Annotated in this window: 16 protein-coding genes and 3 pseudogenes; 5 read left to right on the top strand and 14 right to left on the bottom strand. The window is 66.1% G+C overall.

All coding sequences use genetic code 11. The features are described from left to right. Nucleotides 1-167: 167 nt before the first annotated feature. A partial coding sequence (locus tag A6A40_RS27670; RefSeq protein WP_257792312.1) for a CHASE3 domain-containing protein occupies nt 168-1,299 on the top strand: 1,132 nt, incomplete at its 3' end. A gap of 383 nt (nt 1,300-1,682) precedes the next feature. Here A6A40_RS27670 and A6A40_RS27675 read toward each other — a convergent pair. Continuing rightward, complete coding sequence (locus tag A6A40_RS27675; protein WP_108549064.1) at nt 1,683-2,162, bottom strand: Lrp/AsnC family transcriptional regulator; 480 nt, start codon at nt 2,160-2,162, stop codon at nt 1,683-1,685. Nucleotides 2,163-2,298: 136 nt separating this feature from the next. Here A6A40_RS27675 and A6A40_RS27680 point away from each other — a divergent pair, with 136 nt between their 5' ends. Further along, a complete protein-coding gene (locus tag A6A40_RS27680; RefSeq protein ID WP_108549065.1) occupies nt 2,299-3,339 on the top strand; it encodes a zinc-dependent alcohol dehydrogenase family protein in 1,041 nt (346 codons plus the stop codon). A 45-nt stretch (nt 3,340-3,384) separates the two neighbouring features. Here the strand turns inward: A6A40_RS27680 and A6A40_RS27685 are convergent, their stop codons facing one another. The 3 genes from A6A40_RS27685 to A6A40_RS27695 form a co-directional block, all read right to left on the bottom strand. Beyond that, complete coding sequence (locus A6A40_RS27685) at nt 3,385-4,587, bottom strand: CaiB/BaiF CoA transferase family protein (protein ID WP_108549066.1); 1,203 nt, start codon at nt 4,585-4,587, stop codon at nt 3,385-3,387. Between the two features lie 88 nt (nt 4,588-4,675). Next, a complete protein-coding gene (gabT, locus tag A6A40_RS27690; protein ID WP_108549067.1) occupies nt 4,676-5,965 on the bottom strand; it encodes a 4-aminobutyrate--2-oxoglutarate transaminase in 1,290 nt (429 codons plus the stop codon). A 23-nt stretch (nt 5,966-5,988) separates the two neighbouring features. Next, nucleotides 5,989-7,449 carry an NAD-dependent succinate-semialdehyde dehydrogenase gene (locus A6A40_RS27695; protein WP_174718557.1) on the bottom strand — a complete coding sequence of 487 codons (1,461 nt, stop codon included), beginning with the start codon at nt 7,447-7,449 and terminating at the stop codon, nt 5,989-5,991. Nucleotides 7,450-7,667: 218 nt separating this feature from the next. Here A6A40_RS27695 and A6A40_RS27700 point away from each other — a divergent pair, with 218 nt between their 5' ends. Beyond that, complete coding sequence (locus A6A40_RS27700) at nt 7,668-8,234, top strand: cupin domain-containing protein (RefSeq protein WP_108549068.1); 567 nt, start codon at nt 7,668-7,670, stop codon at nt 8,232-8,234. 43 nt (nt 8,235-8,277) lie between these two features. On the opposite strand, the gene A6A40_RS27705 is transcribed toward A6A40_RS27700, so the two are convergent. From A6A40_RS27705 to A6A40_RS31965, 7 genes and pseudogenes are all read right to left on the bottom strand, one after another. Then, nucleotides 8,278-9,108, bottom strand: a complete 831-nt coding sequence (locus A6A40_RS27705; protein ID WP_162363852.1) for an ABC transporter permease — start codon at nt 9,106-9,108, stop codon at nt 8,278-8,280. Continuing rightward, nucleotides 9,105-10,355 carry an ABC transporter permease gene (locus A6A40_RS27710; protein ID WP_108549069.1) on the bottom strand — a complete coding sequence of 417 codons (1,251 nt, stop codon included), beginning with the start codon at nt 10,353-10,355 and terminating at the stop codon, nt 9,105-9,107. Before A6A40_RS27710 ends, A6A40_RS27705 begins: the two co-directional genes overlap by 4 nt. A 202-nt stretch (nt 10,356-10,557) precedes the next feature. Further along, on the bottom strand, nt 10,558-11,604 hold the full coding sequence (locus tag A6A40_RS27715; protein ID WP_108549070.1) for an ABC transporter substrate-binding protein: 1,047 nt from the start codon (nt 11,602-11,604) through the stop codon (nt 10,558-10,560). Nucleotides 11,605-11,671: 67 nt separating this feature from the next. Then, nucleotides 11,672-12,781 carry an ABC transporter ATP-binding protein gene (locus tag A6A40_RS27720; RefSeq protein WP_108549071.1) on the bottom strand — a complete coding sequence of 370 codons (1,110 nt, stop codon included), beginning with the start codon at nt 12,779-12,781 and terminating at the stop codon, nt 11,672-11,674. Nucleotides 12,782-13,107: 326 nt separating this feature from the next. Next, a pseudogene (locus A6A40_RS32515) lies at nt 13,108-13,702 on the bottom strand (type 2 periplasmic-binding domain-containing protein); the annotation flags it as partial. A 1-nt stretch (nt 13,703) separates the two neighbouring features. Then, nucleotides 13,704-13,922: pseudogene (locus tag A6A40_RS31960) on the bottom strand (ABC transporter substrate-binding protein); the annotation flags it as partial. 1 nt (nt 13,923) lies between these two features. Beyond that, nucleotides 13,924-14,102, bottom strand: a pseudogene (locus A6A40_RS31965) (ABC transporter substrate-binding protein); the annotation flags it as partial. A gap of 452 nt (nt 14,103-14,554) precedes the next feature. On the opposite strand from A6A40_RS31965, the gene A6A40_RS27740 reads away from it, so the two are divergent. Beyond that, nucleotides 14,555-16,207 (top strand): GGDEF domain-containing protein, encoded by a 1,653-nt coding sequence (locus A6A40_RS27740; RefSeq protein WP_108549073.1) that lies wholly within the window; start codon nt 14,555-14,557, stop codon nt 16,205-16,207. 4 nt (nt 16,208-16,211) lie between these two features. Here A6A40_RS27740 and A6A40_RS27745 read toward each other — a convergent pair whose 3' ends face one another. The 3 genes from A6A40_RS27745 to A6A40_RS27755 all read right to left on the bottom strand — a co-directional run bounded on the left by A6A40_RS27745 (nt 16,212) and on the right by A6A40_RS27755 (nt 20,749). Continuing rightward, nucleotides 16,212-17,291: a zinc-binding metallopeptidase family protein gene (locus A6A40_RS27745; RefSeq protein WP_108549074.1), complete on the bottom strand. Its 1,080-nt coding sequence runs from the start codon at nt 17,289-17,291 to the stop codon at nt 16,212-16,214. 61 nt (nt 17,292-17,352) lie between these two features. Next, entirely contained in the window at nt 17,353-19,680 is a 2,328-nt protein-coding gene (glgX, locus tag A6A40_RS27750) for a glycogen debranching protein GlgX (protein WP_167562545.1), read from the bottom strand. A 121-nt stretch (nt 19,681-19,801) separates the two neighbouring features. Then, nucleotides 19,802-20,749, bottom strand: coding sequence for a LysR substrate-binding domain-containing protein (locus A6A40_RS27755; protein ID WP_108549075.1), 948 nt, complete (start codon nt 20,747-20,749; stop codon nt 19,802-19,804). A 113-nt stretch (nt 20,750-20,862) separates the two neighbouring features. Here A6A40_RS27755 and A6A40_RS27760 point away from each other — a divergent pair, with 113 nt between their 5' ends. Next, entirely contained in the window at nt 20,863-22,323 is a 1,461-nt protein-coding gene (locus A6A40_RS27760) for a catalase (protein ID WP_199275909.1), read from the top strand. The last annotated feature ends 171 nt before the right edge of the window (nt 22,324-22,494 follow it).

A 22,494-nucleotide genomic window follows, 5' to 3' on the forward strand; every position in this document is an offset into this window, starting at 1 on the left:
CCCGGAAAATCCCATCAAAAGTTCAGACTCCAAATTTCTAGAAATTATATTTCTTCTGAAATTTGCAGAGTTCGATGAATGGGAAAGGAGAAATCATGCTCAAGGTTCGGGATTTTTCTATTTCGACCAAACTCACGGCGGCTTTCGCCTCTCTGGTCATGGTCTCCATGGTCGTCGCTGTCTTTGGATATTCGAAATTGTCGTTCATCGAGACATCGAACGGCTGGACCACCCACACCTACAAGGTCCTTGAAGAAATATCCCGAATCCAGGCGGCCATGGTGGACCAGGAAACCGGCGTGCGCGGCTATCTGGTTTCCGCAGACGAGACGTTCCTGGAACCCTACCGGGCAGGACAGCGGGCCTATGCGGAAGCCCTGACGAATGCCAAGCGGCTGACGGCGGACAATGCGGCGCAGCAGGCGCGATTCGCCGAGGTGGATCGGCTTGCCCAGACTTGGCGGGCCTCTGTCGCCGAAAAGGAGATCGCCCTGATGTCCAAGGCCGAGTCCCGCGATGAGGCGCGCGGGCTGGAAGCCTCGGGCGCCGGAAAGGCGTCGATGGACGGACTGCGTGCCAAGATCGCCGAGATCGACAAGGTTGAGCGCGATCTGCTGACCAGGCGCGCCGCCGATCAGGCGACCGCCTTTTCCGCCTCCTACACCAGCAATCTGATCGGTGGCGCCGCGATGATCGCCATCGCGCTGGCGGCCGGCATCCTGCTGTCGCGCGGAATCGCCGGGCCGATCCGCGGCATGACCGCCGTCATGGGCAGGCTTGCCGCCGGCGACAACGGCGTGGCGATCGAGGGCCAGGACCGGGGCGACGAGATCGGCGCGATGGCCAAGGCCGTCGAGGTGTTCAAGCGGAACGCCATCGACAACGCCCGGATGGCGTCCGAGCAGGAGGGGTTGAAGGCGAAGGCCGAAGCCGACCGCAAGGCGGCGATGGCGACGATGGCCCAGCGCTTCGAAGCCAGCGTCAAGGCGGTGGTGGAAAGCGTCGCAACCGCGTCGAACAGGATGCAGTCGGTCGCCGGCTCGATGGTGGGAACGGCGGAACAGACCAGCCATCAGGCCGGCGCCTCGGCGGCGGCGGCCGAACAGACATCCGCCAATGTGCAGACGGTTGCCGCCGCCGCAGAGGAAATGTCGGCCTCGCTGATCGAAATCTCCAAGCAGGTCAGCAACTCGTCGCAGATCGCCGCCCAGGCGGTTCAGGACGCGGGGCGGACCAACGACACCGTGGCCGGTCTGGCCGAAGCCGCACAGAAGATCGGCGAGGTGATCGGGCTGATCCNGACATCGGACGCAGTCGAGGCGATCAAGGGAATCGGCGCTACGATCACGCAGATGAGCGGCATCGCCACCGCCATCGCCTCCGCCGTCGAGGAGCAGAACGCGGCGACCAGCGAGATCTCCCGCAACGTGACGCAGGCCGCGTCCGGCACCCGCGAGGTTTCCACCAACGTCATCGAGGTGCAGAAAGCCGCCAGCGAAAGCGGCAGCATGGCGGGCCAGGTGCTGGATGCGGCCGGCGAACTGTCGCGGGAAGCCAGTACGCTGAGCGCCGCGGTCGATGAATTCCTGCGTGGTGTCCGCGCGGCCTGACGCGGCACCGCAAGGGCGAGCCCATGGATGCCCCCTTCCCCCCGGTCCGTTCACTCCCCGGGGGGCGGTGGGTCATCGATAGGGCGCCTCCAGTACGGGCAGGCGGTTGGTCTCCTTCATCTCCCGCAGGGAAAGGTGCGAGCGGATGCTGGCGACGCCCGGCAGTTTCCGCAGAACCTTGTCGACGAACCCGCTGTAATCGTCGAGATCACGGGCGACGACGACCAGCAGGAAATCCGCCTCTCCGGTCGTGTTGTGGCAACTCAGAACGGAAGGGCAGTCCCGGATGATCCTCTCGAACGCCTCGGTCGCTTCCTCGCCATGCTGGGTGCAGACGATCTGTACGAAGGCCATTACGCCGAAGCCGAGCTTGCGGCGGTCCAGAACCGCCTGATAGCCGCGGATAACGCCGCACTCCTCCAACCGCTTCTGACGACGCCAGCAGGACGCCTCGCTCAGCGCCAGCTGCTCGGCGAGCCTGGCGTTGGACAGCCGGCCATCCTGCTGCAAACGATCCACGATCACGGCATCCATTTTATCAAGCGGGTCCATGTTGAAGGATTCCTTCGACAGAGCATCATAATCGGAAAGACCCTTTCATATCTCTGGTGCCACCCGTCTTCAATTGAAAGCCAATTTCAGGGGGGGCGTCGTAGAATGCGGACAACGCCCAGACGGAGCTCCCCCAATGAAAGCCGTGGTTTTCGAGGCCTTTCGCACCCCGCCCCGAATCATGACCGTGCCCGACCCGACGCCGGAGCCGCATGGCGTCGTCGTCAGGGTGATGGCGACCGGGGTCTGCCGGAGCGACTGGCATGGCTGGGTTGGCCACGACCCCGACATCCAGCTTCCGCATGTCCCCGGCCATGAACTCGCCGGCATCGTCGAGGCGGTCGGCAGGGACGTGACGAAATGGAAGGTCGGCGACCGGGTGACGGTTCCGTTCGTCGGCGGATGCGGTGCCTGCCCCGAATGCCATTCCGGCAATCATCAGGTCTGCGACCGGCAATTCCAGCCCGGTTTCACCCATTGGGGGTCGTTCGCCCAGTATGTCGGCCTGCATCAGGCGGACATCAATCTGGTGGGGCTGCCGGAGAGCATGGATTTCACCACGGCGGCCAGCCTCGGCTGCCGCTTCGTCACCTCGTTCCGCGCCGTCATCGACCAGGGCAAGGCGTCCGCCGGCCAGTGGGTCGCCGTTCACGGCTGCGGCGGCGTCGGCCTGTCGGCGATCATGATCGCCAATGCGGTGGGGGCCAATGTCGTCGCCATCGACATCGCGGAAGACAAGCTCGCGCTGGCCCGCGCGCTCGGCGCCGTCGCCACGGTGAACGCGGCGGAGGTGGGAGAGGTCGCCGAAGCGGTCACCGAGATCACGCGCGGCGGCGCCCATGTCTCGCTCGACGCGCTGGGCCATCCCACCACCTGCTTCAACTCGATCGCCAACCTGCGCAAGCGGGGCAAGCATGTGCAGGTTGGGCTGATGCTGGCAGAGAACAGCACCCCCGCCATTCCGATGGACCGCGTCATCGCCAAGGAACTGGAGATCCTCGGCAGCCACGGCATGCAGGCCCATCGCTATGACGCGATGATGGAGATGATGCGTTCCGGCAAGCTGGCGCCGGAGAAGCTGATCGGCCGGACGATCACGCTGGAACAGTCCATCGACGCCCTGATGACCATGGACAGGTTCGAGGGCACCGGCGTCACCGTGGTGACGGAGTTCTGACGATCAAGCCGGAAAGCCCGCGCTTTCCGGCTTTCAAAACAGCGGTCAGATCACGCCCTTCTCGCGCAGGGCGGCAATGTCGGCCTCGCCCAGCCCGAGGGACTCGGCCAGCACCGCATCGGTGTGCTGCCCCAGCGTCGGCGGGGCGGTGTCGTGGACCAGCGGCGTGCCGCTGTAACGGATGGGGCTGGCCACCGTCGGCACGCTGCCCTGGGTCGGGTGCGGCAGATCCTGGTGGATGTTGCGGGCCTTCACCTGCGGGTCCTCGAAGACCGCGGCCAGATCGTTGATCGGGCCGCAGGGCACGCCGACCTCTTCCAGCGCGGCCAGCCAGTCGTGGCTGTCGCGGGTGCGGATCAATTCCACCAGCAGAGCCACCAGTTCCTTGCGGTTGGCGACGCGGGCCGGGTTGGTGGCGTAGCGCTCATCCCGAGCCAGATCGGGGAGGCCGGCGACCGTGCAGAATTTGGCGAACTGGCCGTCGTTGCCGACCGCCAGGATGATGTGGCCGTCGCGGGTGGCGAAAGCCTGATAGGGCACGATGTTGGGATGGGCGTTGCCGAGGCGCTGCGGCGCCTTGCCGCCGACCAGACAGTTCATCGCCTGATTGGCCAGCACCGCCACCTGGACGTCGAGCAATGCCAGATCGACCTGCTGCCCCTCGCCGGTGCGGTCGCGGTGGGCAAGCGCGCCCATGATGCCGATGGTGGCGTAGAGGCCGGTGAAGATGTCGGTCACCGCGACGCCGACCTTGACCGGGCCGCCGCCCGGCTCGCCATCGGGCTGGCCGGTGATGCTCATCAGCCCGCCCATGCCCTGGATCATGAAGTCGTAGCCGGCCCGGTTGCGGTACGGCCCGGTCTGGCCGAAGCCGGTGATCGAGCAATAGACCAGCCGCGGGTTGACCGCCTTCAGGCTGTCATAGTCGAGACCGTATTTCACCAGCCCGCCGACCTTGAAATTCTCGATGACGACGTCGGCCTGGGCGGCGAGCCTGCGGACAAGCTCCTGCCCTTCCGGCCGCTCGAAGTCGATGGTGATCGAGCGCTTGCCGCGGTTGGTCGAGAGGAAATAGGCCGACTGGTCGCCGGCCCAGGGCGGGCCCCAGGCGCGGGTGTCGTCGCCGGCACCGGGCCGTTCCACCTTGATCACGTCGGCGCCGAGATCGGCCAGCGTCTGCGCCGACCACGGCCCGGCCAGCACGCGCGACAGCTCCAGCACCCGGATGTGCGACAAGGGTCCGGCCAAGGTGTCTTCCTCCTGATTTTTTTCCAGCCCCCACGTCCCTCCCGCTCCTCCGCCCCGAGAGGGACGGAGGAGCGGGAGGGGGAGGTTGTTACGCCGACACCAGTTCTTCCAGAGACCGCTCGATGATGTCCAGGCCTTCATCGACCAGGGCATCGGAGGCGGTCAGCGGGACCAGGATGCGGATGACGTTGGCGTAGGTGCCGCAGGACAGCAGGATCAGGCCCTTTTCCGCCGCCTTGGCGACGAGCGCCTTGGTCAGGTCGGCCGCCGGCTCCTTGGTCTCGCGGTCGGTCACCAGCTCCATGGCAACCATGGCGCCCAGGTTGCGGACGTCGCCGATCACCGACAGGCTGTTGCGCTGGGCCATGGTGCGGAAGCGGCCGGCGATGTGTTCGCCCAACTTCTCGCTGCGCTCGACCAGCTTCTCTTCCTCGATGACGTTGATGACGGCCAGCGCGGCGGTGGTCGCCAGCGGGCTGCCGGCATAGGTGCCGCCGAGGCCGCCGGGGATCGGGGCGTCCATCAGGGCGGCCTTGCCGGTCAGCGCCGACAGCGGGAAGCCGCCGGCCAGGCTCTTGGCCATGGTGACGAGGTCCGGCTCGATCCCGGCATGCTCGACGGCGAACATCTTGCCGGTGCGGGCGAAGCCGGTCTGGATCTCGTCGACGATCATGACGATGCCGTGCTTGTCGCAGACCGCGCGCAGCGACTGCAGGAAGGACGGGCTGGCGATGTTGAAGCCGCCCTCGCCCTGCACCGGCTCGATGATGATCGCGGCGACGCGGGCCGGATCGACGTCCGACTTGAACAGGCTGTCCAGCGCCTTCAGGCTCTCCGCCTCGCTGATGCCGCGATAGGCGTTGGGGAACGGCACATGGAAGATCTCGGCCGGGAACGGGCCGAAGCCGACCTTGTAGGGCACGACCTTGCCGGTCAGGCCCATGGTCAGCAGCGTGCGGCCGTGGAAGCCGCCGGAGAAGGCGACCACGCCCGGACGGCCGGTGGCGGCGCGGGCGACCTTCACGGCGTTCTCCACCGCCTCGGCGCCGGTGGTGAAGAAGGCGGTCTTCTTCGGGGTCGGGCCGGGGACCAGCGCGTTCAGCTTCTCCGCCAGCTCGACGAAGCTGTCATAGGGCGTGACCATCGCGCAGGTGTGGGTGAAGCGGTCGAGCTGGGCCTTCACCGCCTCCATCACCTTCGGGTGGCGGTGGCCGGTGTTCAGCACGGCGATGCCGCCGGCGAAATCGATGAAGCGCTTGCCCTCGACATCCCACATCTCGGCATTCTCAGCGCGGTCGATGTAGAAGGGCATGCCGGCGGAAATGCCGCGGGAAACGGCGGCCTCGCGACGGGCGACGAAGGACTGGTTGGTGGTCATGGTCTGTTTTCCTTTGACGACAGTCAGGCGCCGAGGCCGACGCAGAGATATTTGACTTCCATGAAATCATCGAGGCCGTACTTGGAGCCTTCGCGGCCGATGCCGGACTCCTTGACACCGCCGAAGGGAGCCACCTCGGTCGAGATGATGCCCTCGTTGATGCCGACCATGCCGTATTCCAGCTTTTCCGCCACGCGCCAGACGCGGCCGATGTCGCGGCTGTAGAAATAGGCGGCAAGACCGAACTCGGTGTCGTTCGCCATGCGGATGGCGTCCTCTTCCGTCTCGAACTTGAACAGCGGGGCGACCGGCCCGAAGATCTCCTCGCGGGCAACGCGCATCTCGGTGGTGATGCCGGTCAGGATGGTCGGCTCGAAGAAGGTGCCGCCCAGCGCGTGGCGCTTGCCGCCCAGCGCGACGGTGGCGCCCTTCTCCAGCGCATCGCCCATCAGCTCTTCCACCTTGGCGATGGCGTCGGCGTTGATCAGCGGCCCCTGGGTGACACCCGGCTCGGAGCCGTCGCCGACCTTCAGGGCCTTGACGGCCTCGGCCAGCTTGGCGGCGAAGGCGTCATAGACGCCGGCCTGGACCAGCAGGCGGTTGGCGCAGACGCAGGTCTGGCCGGCGTTGCGGTACTTCGACGCCATGGCGCCCTTGACCGCCTCGTCGAGGTCGGCGTCGTCGAAGACGATGAAGGGGGCGTTGCCGCCCAGCTCCAGCGACACCTTCTTGACCGTGCTGGCGGCCTGCCGCATCAGCAGCTTGCCGACCTCGGTCGAGCCGGTGAAGCTGACCTTGCGGACGATCGGGCTGTGGGTCAGCTCGCTTCCGATGGCGGCCGGATCGCTGCCCATCACGATGTTGAAGACACCGGCCGGGAAGCCGGCACGCTCCGCCAGTTCGGCGAGCGCCAGCGCCGACAGCGGGGTGTCCTCGGCCGGCTTGACCACCACGGTGCAGCCGGCGGCCAGCGCCGGGGCCACCTTGCGGGTGATCATGGCGTTCGGGAAGTTCCACGGCGTGATCGCCGCGACGACGCCGATGGCCTCCTTCAGCACGACGATGCGCTTGTTGCCGGCGAAGGTCGGGATGACGTCGCCATAGGCGCGCTTGCCCTCTTCCGCGAACCATTCGATGAAGGAGGCGCCGTAGACGATCTCACCGCGCGATTCGGTCAGGGGCTTGCCCTGCTCGGCGGTCATCAGCTGGGCCAGATCCTCCTGGGCCGCCAGGATCAGGTCGTGCCAGCGCCGCAGGATGGCCGCGCGCTCCTTGGCGGTCTTCGCCTTCCAGCCCGGCAGGGCGGCGTTGGCAGCGTCGATGGCCTCGCGCGTCTCGGCGGCGCCCATGTCGGCGACTTCGGCAAGAACGGCACCGGTGGCGGGGTTGGTGACCGGGAAGCTCTTCCCGGACTCGGCCGCGCGCCACGCACCATTCACGTAGCCCTTGGTTCGGAGAAGGCCCTGGTCGTTCAACGACAGCATGTTCTATCCGCCCTGGATGAAGGATTGTGGAACCGTTAGGCCGCGCCCGGCGAAATCTCCCTTTTTTATCAAGGGCTTCCTGCGCGGGGGCCTGGATCGTGGACAGAAGCGTACCATGTTTAATAAATTAAACAACCCCTGTTTAGCTGTTCATATTCTGATGACGGGGTTGCGCGGATGGGCTATTGCCTAGACAGGTGTGGAGCAGGAGTCCGGTGATGGAATTCGATGTCGGCGCCAGGTTGAAGCAGATCCGCGAACAGCATGGGCTGTCCCAGCGGGCGCTTGCCCAGCGAGCCGGAGTTACCAACGGCACGATCTCTTTGATCGAACAGAACCGCAGCAGCCCGTCGGTGTCGTCGCTGCGCAAGGTGCTTCAGGGCATCCCGATGACTCTTGCCGAATTCTTCTCCTCCGACGATTTACCGCCGCCCGAGCAGATCTTCTTCAAGGGCGACGAGCTGATCGAACTGGCCGGCGAGCTGAAGGGCACGGTCGGCCAGGTCTCCTTCCGGCAGGTGGGCGACCTGCGCAGCCGCAACCTGCAGATCCTCCACGAACGCTACGCCCCCGGCGCCGACACCGGCCGCACCATGCTTCAGCATGAATCCGAAGAGGGCGGCATCGTCATCAAGGGCCAGATCGAGCTGACGGTGGGCGACCGCAAACAGCTGCTCGGCCCCGGCGACGCCTATTTCTTCGACAGCCGCGTCCCCCATCGGTTCCGCAACGTCGGCGAGGTGGAGTGCGAGCTGATCAGCGCCTGCACGCCGCCGTATCTTTGAGCGGGGATTGGGGGGAGGTCTGGCCTCCCCCCAAGCCAATCCCCTATCCCGCGTTCCCCTTCAGCCGCTCGTTGCGCCGGCGCAGGTATTCCAGCGTCGACAGCATGCAGACCGAGATCACCGTCAGCACCACCGCAACCGCGGTGATGGTGGGGCTGATGTTCTCGCGGATGCCGCTGAACATCTCACGCGGCAGGGTGCGCTGCTCCGGCCCGGCGAGCAGAAGCACCGTCACCACCTCGTCGAAGCTGGTGGCGAAGGCGAAGAGCGCGCCCGACGCCAGACCCGGCAGGATCAGCGGCAGGATCACCTTGCGGAAGGTCAGCAGCGGCGGCGCTCCCAGCGAGGCGGCGGCACGGGCCAGAGTCATGTCGAAGCTCTGCAGCGTCGCCGACACGGTGATGACGACGAAGGGCGTCGCCAGCGCGGTGTGGACCAGGATCAGACCGAGATAGTTGCCGGTCAGCCCGAGCGGCGCGAAGAAGAAATAGACGCCGACCGCGGTGATGACGACGGGAACGACCATCGGCGACAGCACGACGGCCAGCACCAGCGGCTTCCACCTGCTCTTCCACTGGGCGAGCCCCAGCGAGGCGACCGTCCCCAGCACCATCGACAGCATGGAGGAGGCGACGCCGATGATGACGCTGTTCTTCAACGCATGGATCCAGCGCGCAGAATTGACGAAATCCTCGTACCAGCGCAGCGACAGGCCCGGCAGCGGGTAGGTCAGATAGGTGCTGGAACTGAAGGACAGCGGCACGATGGCCAGGATCGGCGCCATCAGGAAGAACAGCACCAGCGTGCCGGAAACGACCGTGGCAATCCAGGCGATGCGCTGGCTGGCGGTCCGGGGGGAATGGTTCGCGCTCAATTCTTCAGACCTCCCGTCGTCTGGCGGCCGAGCGCCAGCTTGCCGTAGAGCACCGCCAGCACCACGGTGGAGAGCAGCAGCACCGCTCCCAGCGCCGAGGCGAGGCCCCAATTGACCGTTTCCGTGGTGTAGAAGGCGATGAAGTAGGAAATCATCTGGTCGGCAGCGCCGCCGACCAGCGCCGGCGTGATGTAGTAGCCGATGGCCAGGATGAAGACGAGCAGGCAGCCGGCGCCGATGCCCGGAATGGTCTGCGGCAGGTAGATGCGCAGGAAGGCGGTCGTCGGCGCCGCGCCCAGCGAGGCGGCGGCCCGCATGTAGGCCGGGGAGATGCCGCGCATGACGCTGTAGAGCGGCAGGATCATGAAGGGCAGCAGCACATGGGTCATCGCCATGTAGACGCCGAACCGGTTGTAGATCAGCCGCAGCGGCTCGTCGATCACGCCCAGCCATTGCAGCGAGCCGTTGACGATGCCCTCGCTCTGCAGGATCACGATCCAGGCGCAGGTCCGCACCAGCAGCGAGGTCCAGAACGGCAGCAGCACGAAGATCATCAGCAGGTTCGAGCGGCCGGTCGGCAGGTTCGCCAGCAGATAGGCGACCGGGAAACCCAGGATCAGGCAGAGCGCAGTGACGCCGAAGCCGATCTCGAAGGTGCGCAGGAACACGTCGCGGTAGATCGACTGGTCCGCCGGGGCATGGACGACGGCGCCGTCCGGATTGCGGGTCAGGTCGACCGCGGCCAGCAGGTAATAGCTGGTGACCGGGCCGCTGGCGCTCTTGATCGCCGCCCAGCTCTCGCGCTCGCCCCAGGCCGGCGCGATCTCGATCAGCGTCGCCTTCGCGGTGCCGGGAGCGGGCTGCTCCTTCAGCTTGCGTCCGGTCGACAGCAGCGTGGTGCGGAAGCCGTTGACCACATAGTTCAGCCGCTTGGCGGCCACCGCCAGATTGCCGGCCTCGCGCGCGGTGCGGATATCGGCGGCGAGCGCGGCGAAGGCGGCCTCGTCGGGCAGGCCCTGGCCGTTCCACCGCTCCAGCGCCGCGACGGTCTGCGGCATCACCTGCGGCACCTCCCAGTCGTCCACCGATTTCCAGATCATGCCGGCGATCGGCACGACGAAGGTGAACAGCAGGAAGGCAAGCAGCGGCAGCACCAGCCCCAGCGCACGGAGCTGCCGGGTGCGCTCGGCCCGTTTCAATCGACGCTTCAACGGCACGTCGGCGCCGGCAACGAAGGCGGCTGTCATCGGCAATGTCCTGTTGGAAAGTCCTTTCCCTCTCCCGCCCCGGGAGAGGGGGGCGCCATAGGCGCCGGGTGAGGGGTGGTCCAACGAACCATCCGGGGAACCATGCGGTTCGGGAGCCTCGTGGTGCCCCTCACCTTCCCACCGCTTCGCGGAAGGGCCTTCCCTCTCCCGGTACAGGAGAGGGAATTACTGCTTCAGACGCTTACTTCGCCGCCCACTTGTTGAAGCGCTCGGTCAGGCGGTCGATGTTCTCCAGCCAGAAGTCGGTGTTGATCTCCACCGCGTTCTTCATGTTGTCGGGCGAGGTCGGCAGGTCGGTCAGGACCGCCTTCGACAGCAGCGACGGGGCCTTCTTGTTCGAGGTGCCGTAGGCGATGCCTTCGGACAGCTTGGCCTGGTTCTCCGCCTTGCCGACGAAGTTCAGGAACTTGTAGGCGGCCTCCTGGTTGGGGCTGCCCTTCAGGATGACCCAGCTGTCGATGGTGTAGAGCGCGCCGTTCCACACCATGCCGAAATTCTTGTTTTCCTTCTTGTTGGCGGCGTCGATGCGGCCGTTGTAGACCGAGGTCATCGCCACTTCGCCCGAAGCCAGCAGCTGCGGCGGCTGGGCGCCGGCCTTCCACCAGACGATGTCGTTCTTGATGGTGTCGAGCTTCTTGAAGGCGCGCTCCACACCGGCCTCGGTGCCCAGCACCTTGTAGACGTCGGCCGGGGCGACGCCGTCGGCCATCAGCGCGATCTCCAGCGTGGTCTTGGCGCCCTGGCGCAGGCCGCGCTTGCCCGGGAACTTCTTGGTGTCGAAGAAGTCGGCCCAGCTCTTCGGCGCGTCCTTCAGCTTGTCCTTGTCGTAGCCCAGCACGAAATCATAGACGATGGCGCCGACGCCGCAGGCGTTGACGGTGGCGGGCAGGTAGGCGTCCTCGCCGCCGATCTTGGAGTAGTTCAGCTTCTCGTACAGGCCTTCGTCGCAGCCCAGAGCCAGCTCCTCGCTCTCGACCTGGACGACGTCCCAGGTGGAGGCGCCGCCCTGGACCTTGGCGCGCAGGACACCGACGCCGCCGTCCCAGGATTCGTCATTCATCGGCGTACCGGTGGCCTTGAACGGCTCGAAATAGACCTTCTTCTGGACGTCCTGATAGGCGCCGCCCCACGACACGACGGTCAGGTCGCGGGCGCTGGCGGCCGATGACAGGGCCGTGAGGGCGGTGAAGGTCGCAGCAAAACCGAGAGCCACCTTAATCTTCGACATGATCCCCGTCCTTATTCGTCGTGGTTGTTGTTGCTGGAAGGCACCCTGGCGCTGAGGAACCACGTCCTCAGACCGGATCGAGCGCCCGGCAGTCCTCCGGGCGGAACGCGATGTAGACGTCCTGGCCCGGCACCAGACCGGCGTAGGAGCCGGCCGGCAGCTTGACCATGAATTCCGGATTGGCGGGCGTGGACAGAATCGCCAGCGTGTGGTCGCCGACATAGATCAGGTCCGTCAGAGTGGCAGGCAGGCGGTTGGTGGCCGGATCGCCGCTGTCGCCGGTCTCGATGGCCACGCGCTCCGGCCGGATGGACAGCGAGCTGCGGCTGCCGGCGCCGCCGACATTGACCGCCTGCGCCACCACCGAGCCGCCGGCATCCAGCGCGACCCGAGCCCAGCCCTGTTCGATATTTTCAACGACGCCGTTCAGAACATTGTTCTCGCCGATGAAATTGGCGACGAAGCTGTTCACCGGCCGCTCGTACAGCGCATCCGGGCGGTCGATCTGCTGGACGATGCCGTCGTTGAACACCGCGATGCGGTCGGACATCGTCAGGGCCTCCCCCTGGTCGTGGGTGACGTAGACGACGGTCAGCCCCATCGTCTCGTGCAGGCGCTTGATCTCCAGCTGCATATGCTCGCGCAGGCGCTTGTCCAGCGCCCCCAGCGGCTCGTCCATAAGCACCAGCGCCGGGTTGAAGACCAGGGCGCGGGCCAGCGCCACGCGCTGCTGCTGGCCGCCGGACAGCTGGCCGGGACGGCGCGATGCCAGATTGCCGAGCTTGATCATGTCGAGCGCGGCGGCCACGCGCTCCTTGGTTTCCGCCTTGGAAACGCCGCGCACCGACAGCGGGAAGGCGACGTTCTCTTCGATCGTCAGGTGGGGGAACAGGGCGTAGTTCTGGAAGACCATGCCGATGTCGCGCTTGTGCGGCGGCACATTCTTGATCGGCCGGTCGCCGATGAAGATGTCGCCATGGGTCGGCACTTCGAACCCGGCCAGCATCATCAGCGTGGTGGTCTTGCCCGACCCCGACGGCCCCAACAGCGTCAGGAACTCGCCCTTGCGGATGTCGAGATCGAGGCTTTTCACCACCAGATGCTCGCCATCGTAGGTCTTCTGCACCCCGGTGAAGCGCACCAGGGTCTCTGTCGTCGCGATCATCCCGCCGTCCATCCGTCCGCTCCCGTCACAGGCGCCCGGCTCCGGGTACGCCACCCCGGCCCGGTCCGTCTTTCTGGCCCTGACGGTAACACGCGTTTAAGAAAATAGACAAGAAGAATGACTATGACTTGATCAATTCAACGGTCTGCCGATTTTATGTGCAAATGCAAAGGGGTTGCCCACGCCTCGACCGGCAGTGTGCTCTTTCCGCATGCGATTGAGAAGACCAATGATCGATATCGCGGACAGACGGAAGCATGAAAATCAGCGGCGGCCGCGAAAAGAGGGGGCGAATCGCCGCAGGCTACCCGCCCCCCGGTCCCACGACCGGCCTCCAATCAGCGCTGCTGGGCGGCCTGGCTGTAGACGAAGCTGTCGAAGCCGTTCTCCGCGACGCGGAACCACAGCCGTTCCTGCTCCAGGAAGGGCTTCCAGCCGTCATAGACCTTCTTGAAGCGCGGGTTGCCGGCGGCGAGCTTGTCGTAGAATTCGAACGCCGCCTTCTCGCAGGCCTGCATCATGTCGCGCGGGAAGGGGCGCAGGATGGCGCCGCCGGCGACCAGCCGCTTCAGCGCGGCGGCGTTCAGCGTGTCGTACTTGGCGATCATCCAGCTGTTGGCCTCCCAGCAGGCCTGCTCCAGGATGGTCTGGTAGGATTTCGGCAGCGATTCCCAGGCCTGGATGTTGAACATCAGCGGGATCTGCGCCGATCCTTCCCACCAGCCGGGGTAATAGTAGTATTTGGCGACAGAAGTCGGTGTTGATCTCCACCGCGTTCTTCATGTTGTCGGGCGAGGTCGGCAGGTCGGTCAGGACCGCCTTCGACAGCAGCGACGGGGCCTTCTTGTTCGAGGTGCCGTAGGCGATGCCTTCGGACAGCTTGGCCTGGTTCTCCGCCTTGCCGACGAAGTTCAGGAACTTGTAGGCGGCCTCNTGCTCCTTGAACACCTCCCGCATCAGCTCCAGCCCGCCGCCATGCATCATCCAGGCGATGTGCTGGCGCGTGTTCAGGCCGAAGGGCATGGCGGTGTCGAAGCAGAAGGTCGGATCCTTGCCGACATAGAAATAGGCCGCCGACTGGCCGCACTCGACCGTGCCGTTCTGCACGGCGTCCAGCTCTTCGGCGCGTCCTTCAGCTTGTCCTTGTCGTAGCNCGGGCGATGAACTCCGCCGCGCCGTAGATGGTGTCGAGGCTCTTGGGATAGCTCGACGCCATGCGCCATTTGATCTCCGGCTGGGAGCCCTGGGCGATGGCCGGGGCCGCAATGGTCCCGACGGTCCCGGCGGCGGCAATGCCGGCGCCGGCGCTGGTGAGGAACGCACGCCTTTTCATGATGACAATTCTTCCCGACTGTATGGTTCGTTGGACCGGCATGATAGCGCAACCAACCGTTCGGGGAATCCCTCATCCACCGGGGCAACACGGAATTTGCGGAAGATCCTTGCGCCGGAAACGAAAAATCCAGCCGCATTGGGCTGGATTTTCGGCGACGCAGCATTATTTGTTGTTTCGATCGCCTTTCAGGCGTTTCCTCCCTAAACTCGGGCCGCGGCTCAATAGCTAGCGGCCTTTTCCTTTTTACGCAATATGCTGAAAGTCAGTTTCGCAAACTTTTTTGGCGGACGCACGACCGATGCGCGCCGAACATCAAAATCCGATCTTCCTAAAATTGCAAATATTTCCGACTGTTTTACTTGACCCATTGTAACGGGTTGGGATGATGCGGTGTCTTCACTGATCGATCCCTGCCCCACCCTTGCGATTCCCGAAAGGACGATGCCGCGATGACGCCCCTTGGACAACCAAGCGGCACGGCCGAACGCCGCAGCTGGACGCTTGGCCTGCGCGCCACGGTCGCCGTCACCGTGGCGATCCTCGTTCTGGGATCGGCGGTGGTGAAGGGGCTGGTCGTCGGCGATGGCGCCGCCGATGCCCTGGAGCAGGAGATCGGCGATTCGATGACCGGCCTGGCGCAGTCGCTGGCGCGCCAGCTCGATTCGACCATGTGGGCGCGCGCCAATCAGATCGCCGCTCTCTCGCGCATCGAAGCATTGAAGGACCCGGCGGTGGCGCAATCGACCATCGACGAGTTGAAGCGCCGCGACCCGACCATCGCCTGGATCGGCATGACGAATTCCGACGGGCGGGTGATGGCGGCGTCCGGCGGGCTGCTGCTGGGGGCGGACATCTCCAGCCGCCCGGTCCATCAGGAAGGCATGAAAGGGCTGTTCATCGGCGACGTGCACGAGGCTGTGGCCCTGCGCGGCAAGATTCCGTACCTGGAGGGCGAGACGCCGAAATTCGTCGATGTCTCCGCCCCGCTGCAGAAGGCGGACGGCAGCCCGGTGGGCGTGCTGGCTGCCCATTACAGCTGGGAATGGGCCCACGCCTCGATCCGGCAGCTGACGGAGCCGCTGTCCGACCGGCGGGATCTCACGCTGTTCATCCTTTCGGTCGATGGCACGGTGCTGATCGGTCCGGATCAGACGGTGGGCAAGCCCCTGCCGGTCGCGACTCTGACCGCAAGGCTGCGCGACGGCTGGAGCGCCGACCGCTGGCCGGACGGCGTCACCTATGTCACCGGCGTGGCGCACGGCCGCGGGCTGCATGACTATGCCGGTCTCGGCTGGACGGTGATCGCCCGCCAGCCGGCCAACATGGTGTTCGCCGAGACCAACCGGCTTCGGCTGACCATCATCGGGTCGGGCATCCTGCTGGCCCTGCTGTTCAGCGTGATCGGCTGGTTCGCCGCCGGGCGGATCGCCCGCCCGCTGAGCGCGATCGCCGATGCCGCCGGACGGATCGGCCATGGCGAGCGCGGCGTCGCCATTCCAGACGTCGGCGGCGTGACGGAGATCCGCCGGCTGTGCGTCTCGCTGCGGGACATGGTGGACAGCCTGACCAACAAGGACGCCGCACTGATGCGGCTGGAGGACATCGCCTATGAGGACCGGCTGACCGCGCTGCCGAACCGCCGCTATTTCGAACAGTATGTCGAGGCGTCGGCCGGGAGCGGCGGCGGATCGGCGACGGTGATGTACATCGACCTGGACGGCTTCAAGCCGGTGAACGACCGGCTGGGCCACGATGCCGGTGACGCCGTCCTGCGGCAGATCGGCGGCCGGCTCGCCGGCATCTTCCGAGGCGACGATGTCATCGCCCGGCTGGGCGGCGACGAGTTCGCCGCCGTGCTGCCGCGCCGCGCCGGCCATCCCGCCCCCGATGCCGGGGAATTGGCCTGCCGCATCATCGCCGCGGTGAACGAACCGGTTTCGATCAACGGCGAGAAGGTGCGCGTCGGCTGCTCCATCGGCATCGCCTCCTGGCCGGAAGACGACGGCGACATGGCGACGGTGATGCGCCATGCCGACTCCGCGCTCTACCAGGCCAAGCGCGACGGACGCAACCGCGCCGTGCGCTGGACCAGGGTCGAGTAGGGAGTCAACGCCCCTCCAGCCCCCGCACCATCCCGTTCATGAATCCCAGCTTGCCGATCACCGCCGGCGACAGGATGAAGGGGTAGAGGTCAGGCTGGCCCATGCTGCGGTTCAGGCTGTTCACGGCATAGGTCAGCGGCAGCCACGGGTCAATCAGATCCTCGATCTGCCGGGCCTTGTGGGGGTTGAAGTCGATTTCCGATTCCAACTCCGCCCCCTCGGTGATGCGGGGACGGATCCTCAGCCCGAAGGCGCGGGCGGTCTCCAGCGTGTCGACGATGTGCAGATAATGCGCCCAGGTCTCGGCGAAATCCTCCCACGGGTGGGCGGTGGCGTAGGAACTGACGAAGTTCGCCTGCCAGTCGGCCGGCGCACCGTTGGCATAGTGGCGCTTCAGCGCCTCGCCATAATCCTCGCGCTCGTCGCCGAACAGGGCGCGGAAGCGCTCCAGCAGGGCCGGGTCGTCGCGCACCAGGCGGTCCCAGACATAATGGCCGATCTCGTGCCGGAAATGTCCGAGCAGCGTGCGGTAAGGCTCGCCCATGTCGGTGCGCCGCTTCTCGCGCTCGGCATCGTCGGCCTCGGCGACATTGATGGTGATCAGGCCGTTGGCGTGGCCGGTCAGAACCGGCGTCACCGTGCCGTCGGCGGCGACCGTGTCGGACAGGAAATCGAAGGCGAGCCCTTCCTCCGGATTCTCGATCCGCGTCTGCAGCGGCAGCGTCAGGTTGGTCAGCGTGTAGAACAGGTGGTGCTTCGCCATCTCCAGCTTGCGCCAGAGCGTCAGGTTGGCGGTGTCGGACAGGTCGGGAATGGTGCGGTTGTGCCGGCAGGCGGCGCAATGGGTGTCCGGCGAATCCGCCGGCAGCATCCAGTTGCAGGCGTCCAATCCGGCGTTCGCACAGAACTTGTGGAGGGGTTCGCTGGTGGCGAGCGCGCTCCACACCCCGTCATGGTCGGTGGGGTCGATGGCCGACAGGGTGCCCGCATCCGGCAGATAGCCCAGCCGGTAGCCGCAGCGCTCGCACAGCGTGTTCTCGAAATAGAGCGGCTGGCGGCAGTTCTGGCATTCGAAGAGTTTCATCGCTGGGAATCCGGGGGCCACGGGAAATCCCCTCTCCGGCGTGGAGAGGGGATGCGGAGAATCAGGTCCGCGTCCTTGTCTCAGGTTTCGGTTGCGGTTTTGCCGGCGCCGGTTCCGCGGCGGACCCGGCCGGCTCCTTCGTCTCCGCCGGCGCCTCCTCCTCCGTGGTCTCCTCGCCGTAGGACGTCACCGGTGTCGGGCTTTCGGCGACGTTGCGCAGGGCGTGGGCGGCGCGGCGGAGCGCGAAGGAGGTCTTGCCTTCCGGTTCCAGCGCCAGAAGCAGCAGCGAGCGGCCGGTCACCATATAGGTGTCGCCGGTGTCGACACGCGGCGCCTCGTCGGGGTCCGGCAGGTTGGTGTCGACCAGACAGCGCCAGACGCTGCCGCCGGTCACCTCGGGCAGTGTGAACCCGACCACGTCGTGATGGGCGTTGATGACCAGAAGCAGCGTTGCATCCATCGCAGGGCGCTTGATGCCGCTGGCCTGGGCGCGGCCGTCCAGCAGCATGCCCATGCAGCGGGCGTTGCCGTCATGCCAATGGCTCTCGTCCATCTCATCGGCGTTGGGGGTCAGCCATGTCACGTCCTTCACGTCGAACTCGGCATTGTATTCGCCCGACAGGAAGCGCCCGCGCCGCAGCATGGGGAAGGACTGGCGCACCGCGACGACGCGGCGGACGAACTCGATCAGGGCCTGCCCATCCTCGTCGATGCCGTCCCAGTTCAGCCAGGCCGTCTCATTGTCCTGGCAATAGGCGTTGTTGTTGCCGTGCTGGCTGTTGCCGAACTCGTCGCCGGCCAGCAGCATCGGCGAACCCTGCGACAGCAGCAGCGTCGCCAGCATGTTGCGCTTCTGGCGTTCGCGCAGTTCCCTGATCTCCGGATCGTCGGTCGGCCCCTCCACCCCATGGTTCCAGGACAGGTTGTGGGAGTGGCCGTCGTTGTTGTCCTCGCCGTTCGCCTCGTTGTGCTTGTCGTTGTAGGAGACGAGGTCGTTCAGCGTATAGCCGTCATGGGCGGTGATGAAGTTCACACTGGCCCAGGGCTTGCGCCCGCGCTTGTCGAACAGGTCGGCGGAGCCGCAGAGCCGCGGCGCCACCTCCGGCAGCTTGCCCTCGTCGCCCTTCCAGAAGGCGCGGACGGTGTCGCGGTAGCGGTCGTTCCATTCAGCCCAGCCCGGCGGGAAGTTGCCGACCTGATAGCCGCCGGGGCCGCAGTCCCACGGCTCGGCGATCAGCTTGACGCTGTTCAGGATCGGGTCCTGCAGGCAGCTGTCGAGGAAGCCGCCGCCCTCGTCGAAGCCGTAGGGCTCGCGGCCGAGGATGGTGGCGAGGTCGAAGCGGAAGCCGTCGACATGCATCTCCGTCGCCCAGTAGCGCAAGCTGTCGGTGACCATCTGCAGGACGCGCGGGTGGCTGAGATTGACGGTGTTCCCGGTCCCCGTCTCGTTGATGTAATAGCGCTTCCGGTCCGGGATCAGGCGGTAGTAGGAGGCGTTGTCGATGCCCTTGAAGGACAGGGTCGGCCCGCGCTCGTTGCCCTCGGCGGTGTGGTTGTAGACGACGTCGAGGATCACCTCCAGCCCGGCATTGTGGAGATGGGCCACCATCTCCTTGAATTCCTTGATGGCGTTGCGTGAGGCGGCATAGCGCGGCTCCGGCGCGAAGAAGCCGATGGAGTTGTAGCCCCAGTAATTGGCGAGATTCTTGTCGACCAGATGCTGGTCCTGGACGAAGGCATGGACCGGCAGCAGCTCCACCGAGGTGACGCCGAGCGACTTGATGTAGTCGACCACCTCCTTCACCGCCATGCCGCCATAGGTGCCGCGCAGGCTGTCGGGCACCGCCGGGTGCAGCCTGGTGAAGCCCTTCACATGGGTTTCGTAGAAGATGGTGCGGTCCCAGGCGGTGCCGGGCTTGTGGTCACGGCCCCAGGTGAAGGCGGAGTCGATCACCTTGCACTTCGGCATGAAGGGCGCGCTGTCGCGCTCGTCATAGGTCAAGTCGTCGCCCGATTCCATCACATAGCCGAAATGGGCCGGGTTCCAGCGGATTTCGCCGACCAGCTCCTTGGCGTAGGGGTCGAGCAGAAGTTTGTTGGGGTTGAAGCGGTGTCCCTGCTCCGGCTCGTACGGGCCGTACACGCGGTAGCCGTAGAGCAGGCCGGGGCGGGCATCGGGCAGGTAGCCGTGCCAGATCTCGTTGGTGAATTCGGGAAGCTCGATGCGTTCGAGCTCCTCCTCGCCGTTTTCATCGAACAGACACAGTTCGACCTTGGTGGCATGGGCGGAAAACAAGGCGAAGTTGACGCCGAGCCCGTCCCATGTCGCTCCCAGCGGAAAGGGCAATCCTTCACCGAGCCGCGTTGCCTGTTTCAGGATGTTTGCCATGATCGCCCGCTTCTCCACCTGGATCGAAAATCGTGCCCTCGCTCCTGGACAGTGAGAAGCGCGGGCCGAGCCTTCAACCCGGCCGATGGGCGCTTGTTCCTTCCCGAACCCCCTCAGCCTTTCAGGATAGGACCGGTCCGGTGCCTGCCGGCATCACGCGGTGCAGCAAGGCCGCCAGATCGCGCAGACCGCGGTCACGCGGATCGCTGGCCCGCCAGACCAGACCGATGATGCGGCCGGGCGGGCGGGTGCCGTTGGAGGACGCATCGAAGGGGCGGTAATCCACCAACCCGCCGACGCTGGCTGTCCGTCCGGCGTCCCCCTCGGCCGCCAGCAGCGGCATCAGCGTGCAGCCGGCACCGGCGGCCACCATGTGGCGCAAGGTCTCCAGCCCGGTGGCGTGCACCCCGCCGCCGCGCGCGCTGAGGCCGCAGGCGGCCAGCGCCTGATCGCGCAGGCAATGCCCCTCCTCCAGCAGCAGAAGCTCGGACGGGTCGAGGTCGTTCAGCGACAGGGTGGGCGACGAACAGAGGCGATGGCCGGCGGGATGGGCGAGCAGGAAGGGCTCGAAGAACAGCGGCTCCGCCACCAGCCCGTCGCTCTCCACCGGCAGGGCCAGCAGCACGGCGTCGAGCCGGCCGTCGCGCAGCTCCTCCAGCAGACTGTCGGTCCGCCCTTCCGACAGGATCAGCGTCAGGTCGGGCCAGGCCTCGCGCAGCGGCGGCAGGATGTGCGGGAACAGGTAGGGCCCCAGCGTGTGGATCGCCGCCAGCCGCAGCCGCCCGGTCAGCGCACCGCCCGACCCGTCGGCCAGGGCCAGCAGCCGGCGCGCCTCCTCCAAGACCACGCGGGCCTGGGCGACGATGGCCTCGCCGCGCGGGGTCAGCAGGACCTTGCGGCTTGTCCGCTCGAACAGGGAGAGGCCGAGAGCCTCCTCCAGCTTGCGGATCTGGGCGCTCAGCGACGGCTGGCTGACGGCGCAGCGTTCGGCGGCTCGGCCGAAATGGCGCAGTTCGGCGACGGCGACGACATATTCGAGGTCACGCAGGGAGAGGGCGGAGAGATTCATAGACAACGCCTATGGGAGCATTTCCTTCAATGTCTTGGATATATCGTTCAAGACGCCGGATAACCAGAGGCGAGACAATGACGCCGCATCGAGCGACACCCGCCTTAACGAGGATGACCCGGATGAGCACCCTGACCACCAGCTTCGGCCAGCCCGTTCCCGACAACCAGAATTCGCTGAGCGCAGGGCCGCGCGGTCCGCTGCTGCTGCAGGACTTCCACCTGATCGAGAAGCTGGCCCATTTCAACCGCGAACGCATTCCGGAGCGCGTGGTCCACGCCAAGGGAGCCGGCGCCTATGGCAGCTTCCGCGTCACCCGCGACGTGACCGGCTGGACCAAGGCCGCCTTCCTGTCGTCGGTCGGCAAGGAAACGCCGGTCTTCCTGCGCTTCTCCACCGTCGGCGGCGAGAAGGGCTCCGCCGATGCCGAGCGCGACCCGCGCGGCTTCGCCGTGAAGTTCTACACGGAAGAGGGCAACTACGATCTGGTCGGCAACAACACACCGGTCTTCTTCCTGCGCGATCCGCTGAAGTTCCCCGACTTCATCCACACCCAGAAGCGCAACCCGGCCACCAACCTGAAGGACCCCACCGCGATGTGGGACTTCTTCTCGCTGTCGCCGGAGACGATGCACCAACTGACCATCCTGTTCAGCGACCGCGGCACCCCGCGCAGCTACCGCCACATGGACGGCTTCGGCAGCCACACCTTCTCGTGGATCAACGCGGCGAACGAGCGCTTCTGGGTCAAGTATCACTTCAAGACCCGCCAGGGCATCGAGAACTTCACCGCCGCGCAGGCGGTGACGATGGGCGGCATCGACCCCGACCACGCCACCCGCGACCTGTTCGCCTCGATCGAGGACGGCGATTTCCCGGCCTGGACCGTCTCGGTGCAGATCATGCCGGAGGCGGAGGCCGACGATTACCGCATCAACCCGTTCGACCTGACCAAGGTGTGGCCGCATGCCGACTACCCGCTGATCGAGATCGGCGAACTGGTGCTGAACCGCAACCCGGAGAATTTCTTCGCCGAGACCGAGCAGTCCGCCTTCAGCCCGGCCAGCGTGGTGCCCGGCATCTCCTTCAGCCCCGACAAGATGCTGCAGGGCCGGCTGTTCGCCTATGCCGACGCCCACCGCTACCGGCTGGGCGGCAACTACGCCCAGATCCCGGTGAACAAGCCGCAGGGCTGCCCGGTCCACAACTATCAGCGCGACGGGGCCATGCGCACCGACGGCAACGGCGGCGCCCGGCCGAACTACGAGCCGAACAGCTTCGGCGGCCCGACGCAGACCGGTGTCGCGAGCGAACCGCCGCTGCGCATCCGCGGCGACGCCGCCCACTACGACCACCGCGAGGGCAACGACGATTATGCCCAGGCCGGCGCGCTGTTCCGCCTGATCGGCGCCGAGGCTCAGGACCGCCTGATGGACAACATCGCCGGCAGCCTGAGCAAGGCCCCGTTGTTCATCCAGCAGCGCCAGTTGAAGCACTTCCTGGCCGCCGACCCGGCCTATGGCGAGGGCGTGGCCAAGCGGCTGGGCCTGAGCGTGGCGCAGGCCGCGGAGTGACGTGAGGTTTCCGGCCCTTCCGCGGCTTTGCGGAGGGGCCGGCTTCGAGATGCCGCGTCCATCCCCCTGGGCGCTGCATGATTGCCGGCATCCAGCCGCGCATTTCCCCGACTGACTTGCCGCCCTCTTCCCCGTCTCGGGAAGGGGGCTTTTTTCGGTCGCGGTTCCTCC

It is taken from the genome of Azospirillum humicireducens, assembly GCF_001639105.2.
Classification (GTDB): Bacteria; Pseudomonadota; Alphaproteobacteria; order Azospirillales; family Azospirillaceae; genus Azospirillum; species Azospirillum humicireducens.

What these genes read in the sequence shown, in the direction of transcription:
- A6A40_RS27675 (WP_108549064.1), bottom strand. Translation starts at nt 2,162, where the DNA reads ATGGACCCGCTTGATAAAATGGATGCCGTGATCGTGGATCGTTTGCAG.
- A6A40_RS27755 (WP_108549075.1), bottom strand. Translation starts at nt 20,749, where the DNA reads ATGAATCTCTCCGCCCTCTCCCTGCGTGACCTCGAATATGTCGTCGCC.
- A6A40_RS27720 (WP_108549071.1), bottom strand. Translation starts at nt 12,781, where the DNA reads ATGGACGGCGGGATGATCGCGACGACAGAGACCCTGGTGCGCTTCACC.
- A6A40_RS27760 (WP_199275909.1), top strand. Translation starts at nt 20,863, where the DNA reads ATGACCCGGATGAGCACCCTGACCACCAGCTTCGGCCAGCCCGTTCCC.
- A6A40_RS27680 (WP_108549065.1), top strand. Translation starts at nt 2,299, where the DNA reads ATGAAAGCCGTGGTTTTCGAGGCCTTTCGCACCCCGCCCCGAATCATG.
- gabT (WP_108549067.1), bottom strand. Translation starts at nt 5,965, where the DNA reads ATGACCACCAACCAGTCCTTCGTCGCCCGTCGCGAGGCCGCCGTTTCC.
- A6A40_RS27710 (WP_108549069.1), bottom strand. Translation starts at nt 10,355, where the DNA reads ATGACAGCCGCCTTCGTTGCCGGCGCCGACGTGCCGTTGAAGCGTCGA.
- A6A40_RS27715 (WP_108549070.1), bottom strand. Translation starts at nt 11,604, where the DNA reads ATGTCGAAGATTAAGGTGGCTCTCGGTTTTGCTGCGACCTTCACCGCC.
- A6A40_RS27700 (WP_108549068.1), top strand. Translation starts at nt 7,668, where the DNA reads ATGGAATTCGATGTCGGCGCCAGGTTGAAGCAGATCCGCGAACAGCAT.
- glgX (WP_167562545.1), bottom strand. Translation starts at nt 19,680, where the DNA reads ATGGCAAACATCCTGAAACAGGCAACGCGGCTCGGTGAAGGATTGCCC.
- A6A40_RS27740 (WP_108549073.1), top strand. Translation starts at nt 14,555, where the DNA reads ATGACGCCCCTTGGACAACCAAGCGGCACGGCCGAACGCCGCAGCTGG.
- A6A40_RS27745 (WP_108549074.1), bottom strand. Translation starts at nt 17,291, where the DNA reads ATGAAACTCTTCGAATGCCAGAACTGCCGCCAGCCGCTCTATTTCGAG.
- A6A40_RS27695 (WP_174718557.1), bottom strand. Translation starts at nt 7,449, where the DNA reads ATGCTGTCGTTGAACGACCAGGGCCTTCTCCGAACCAAGGGCTACGTG.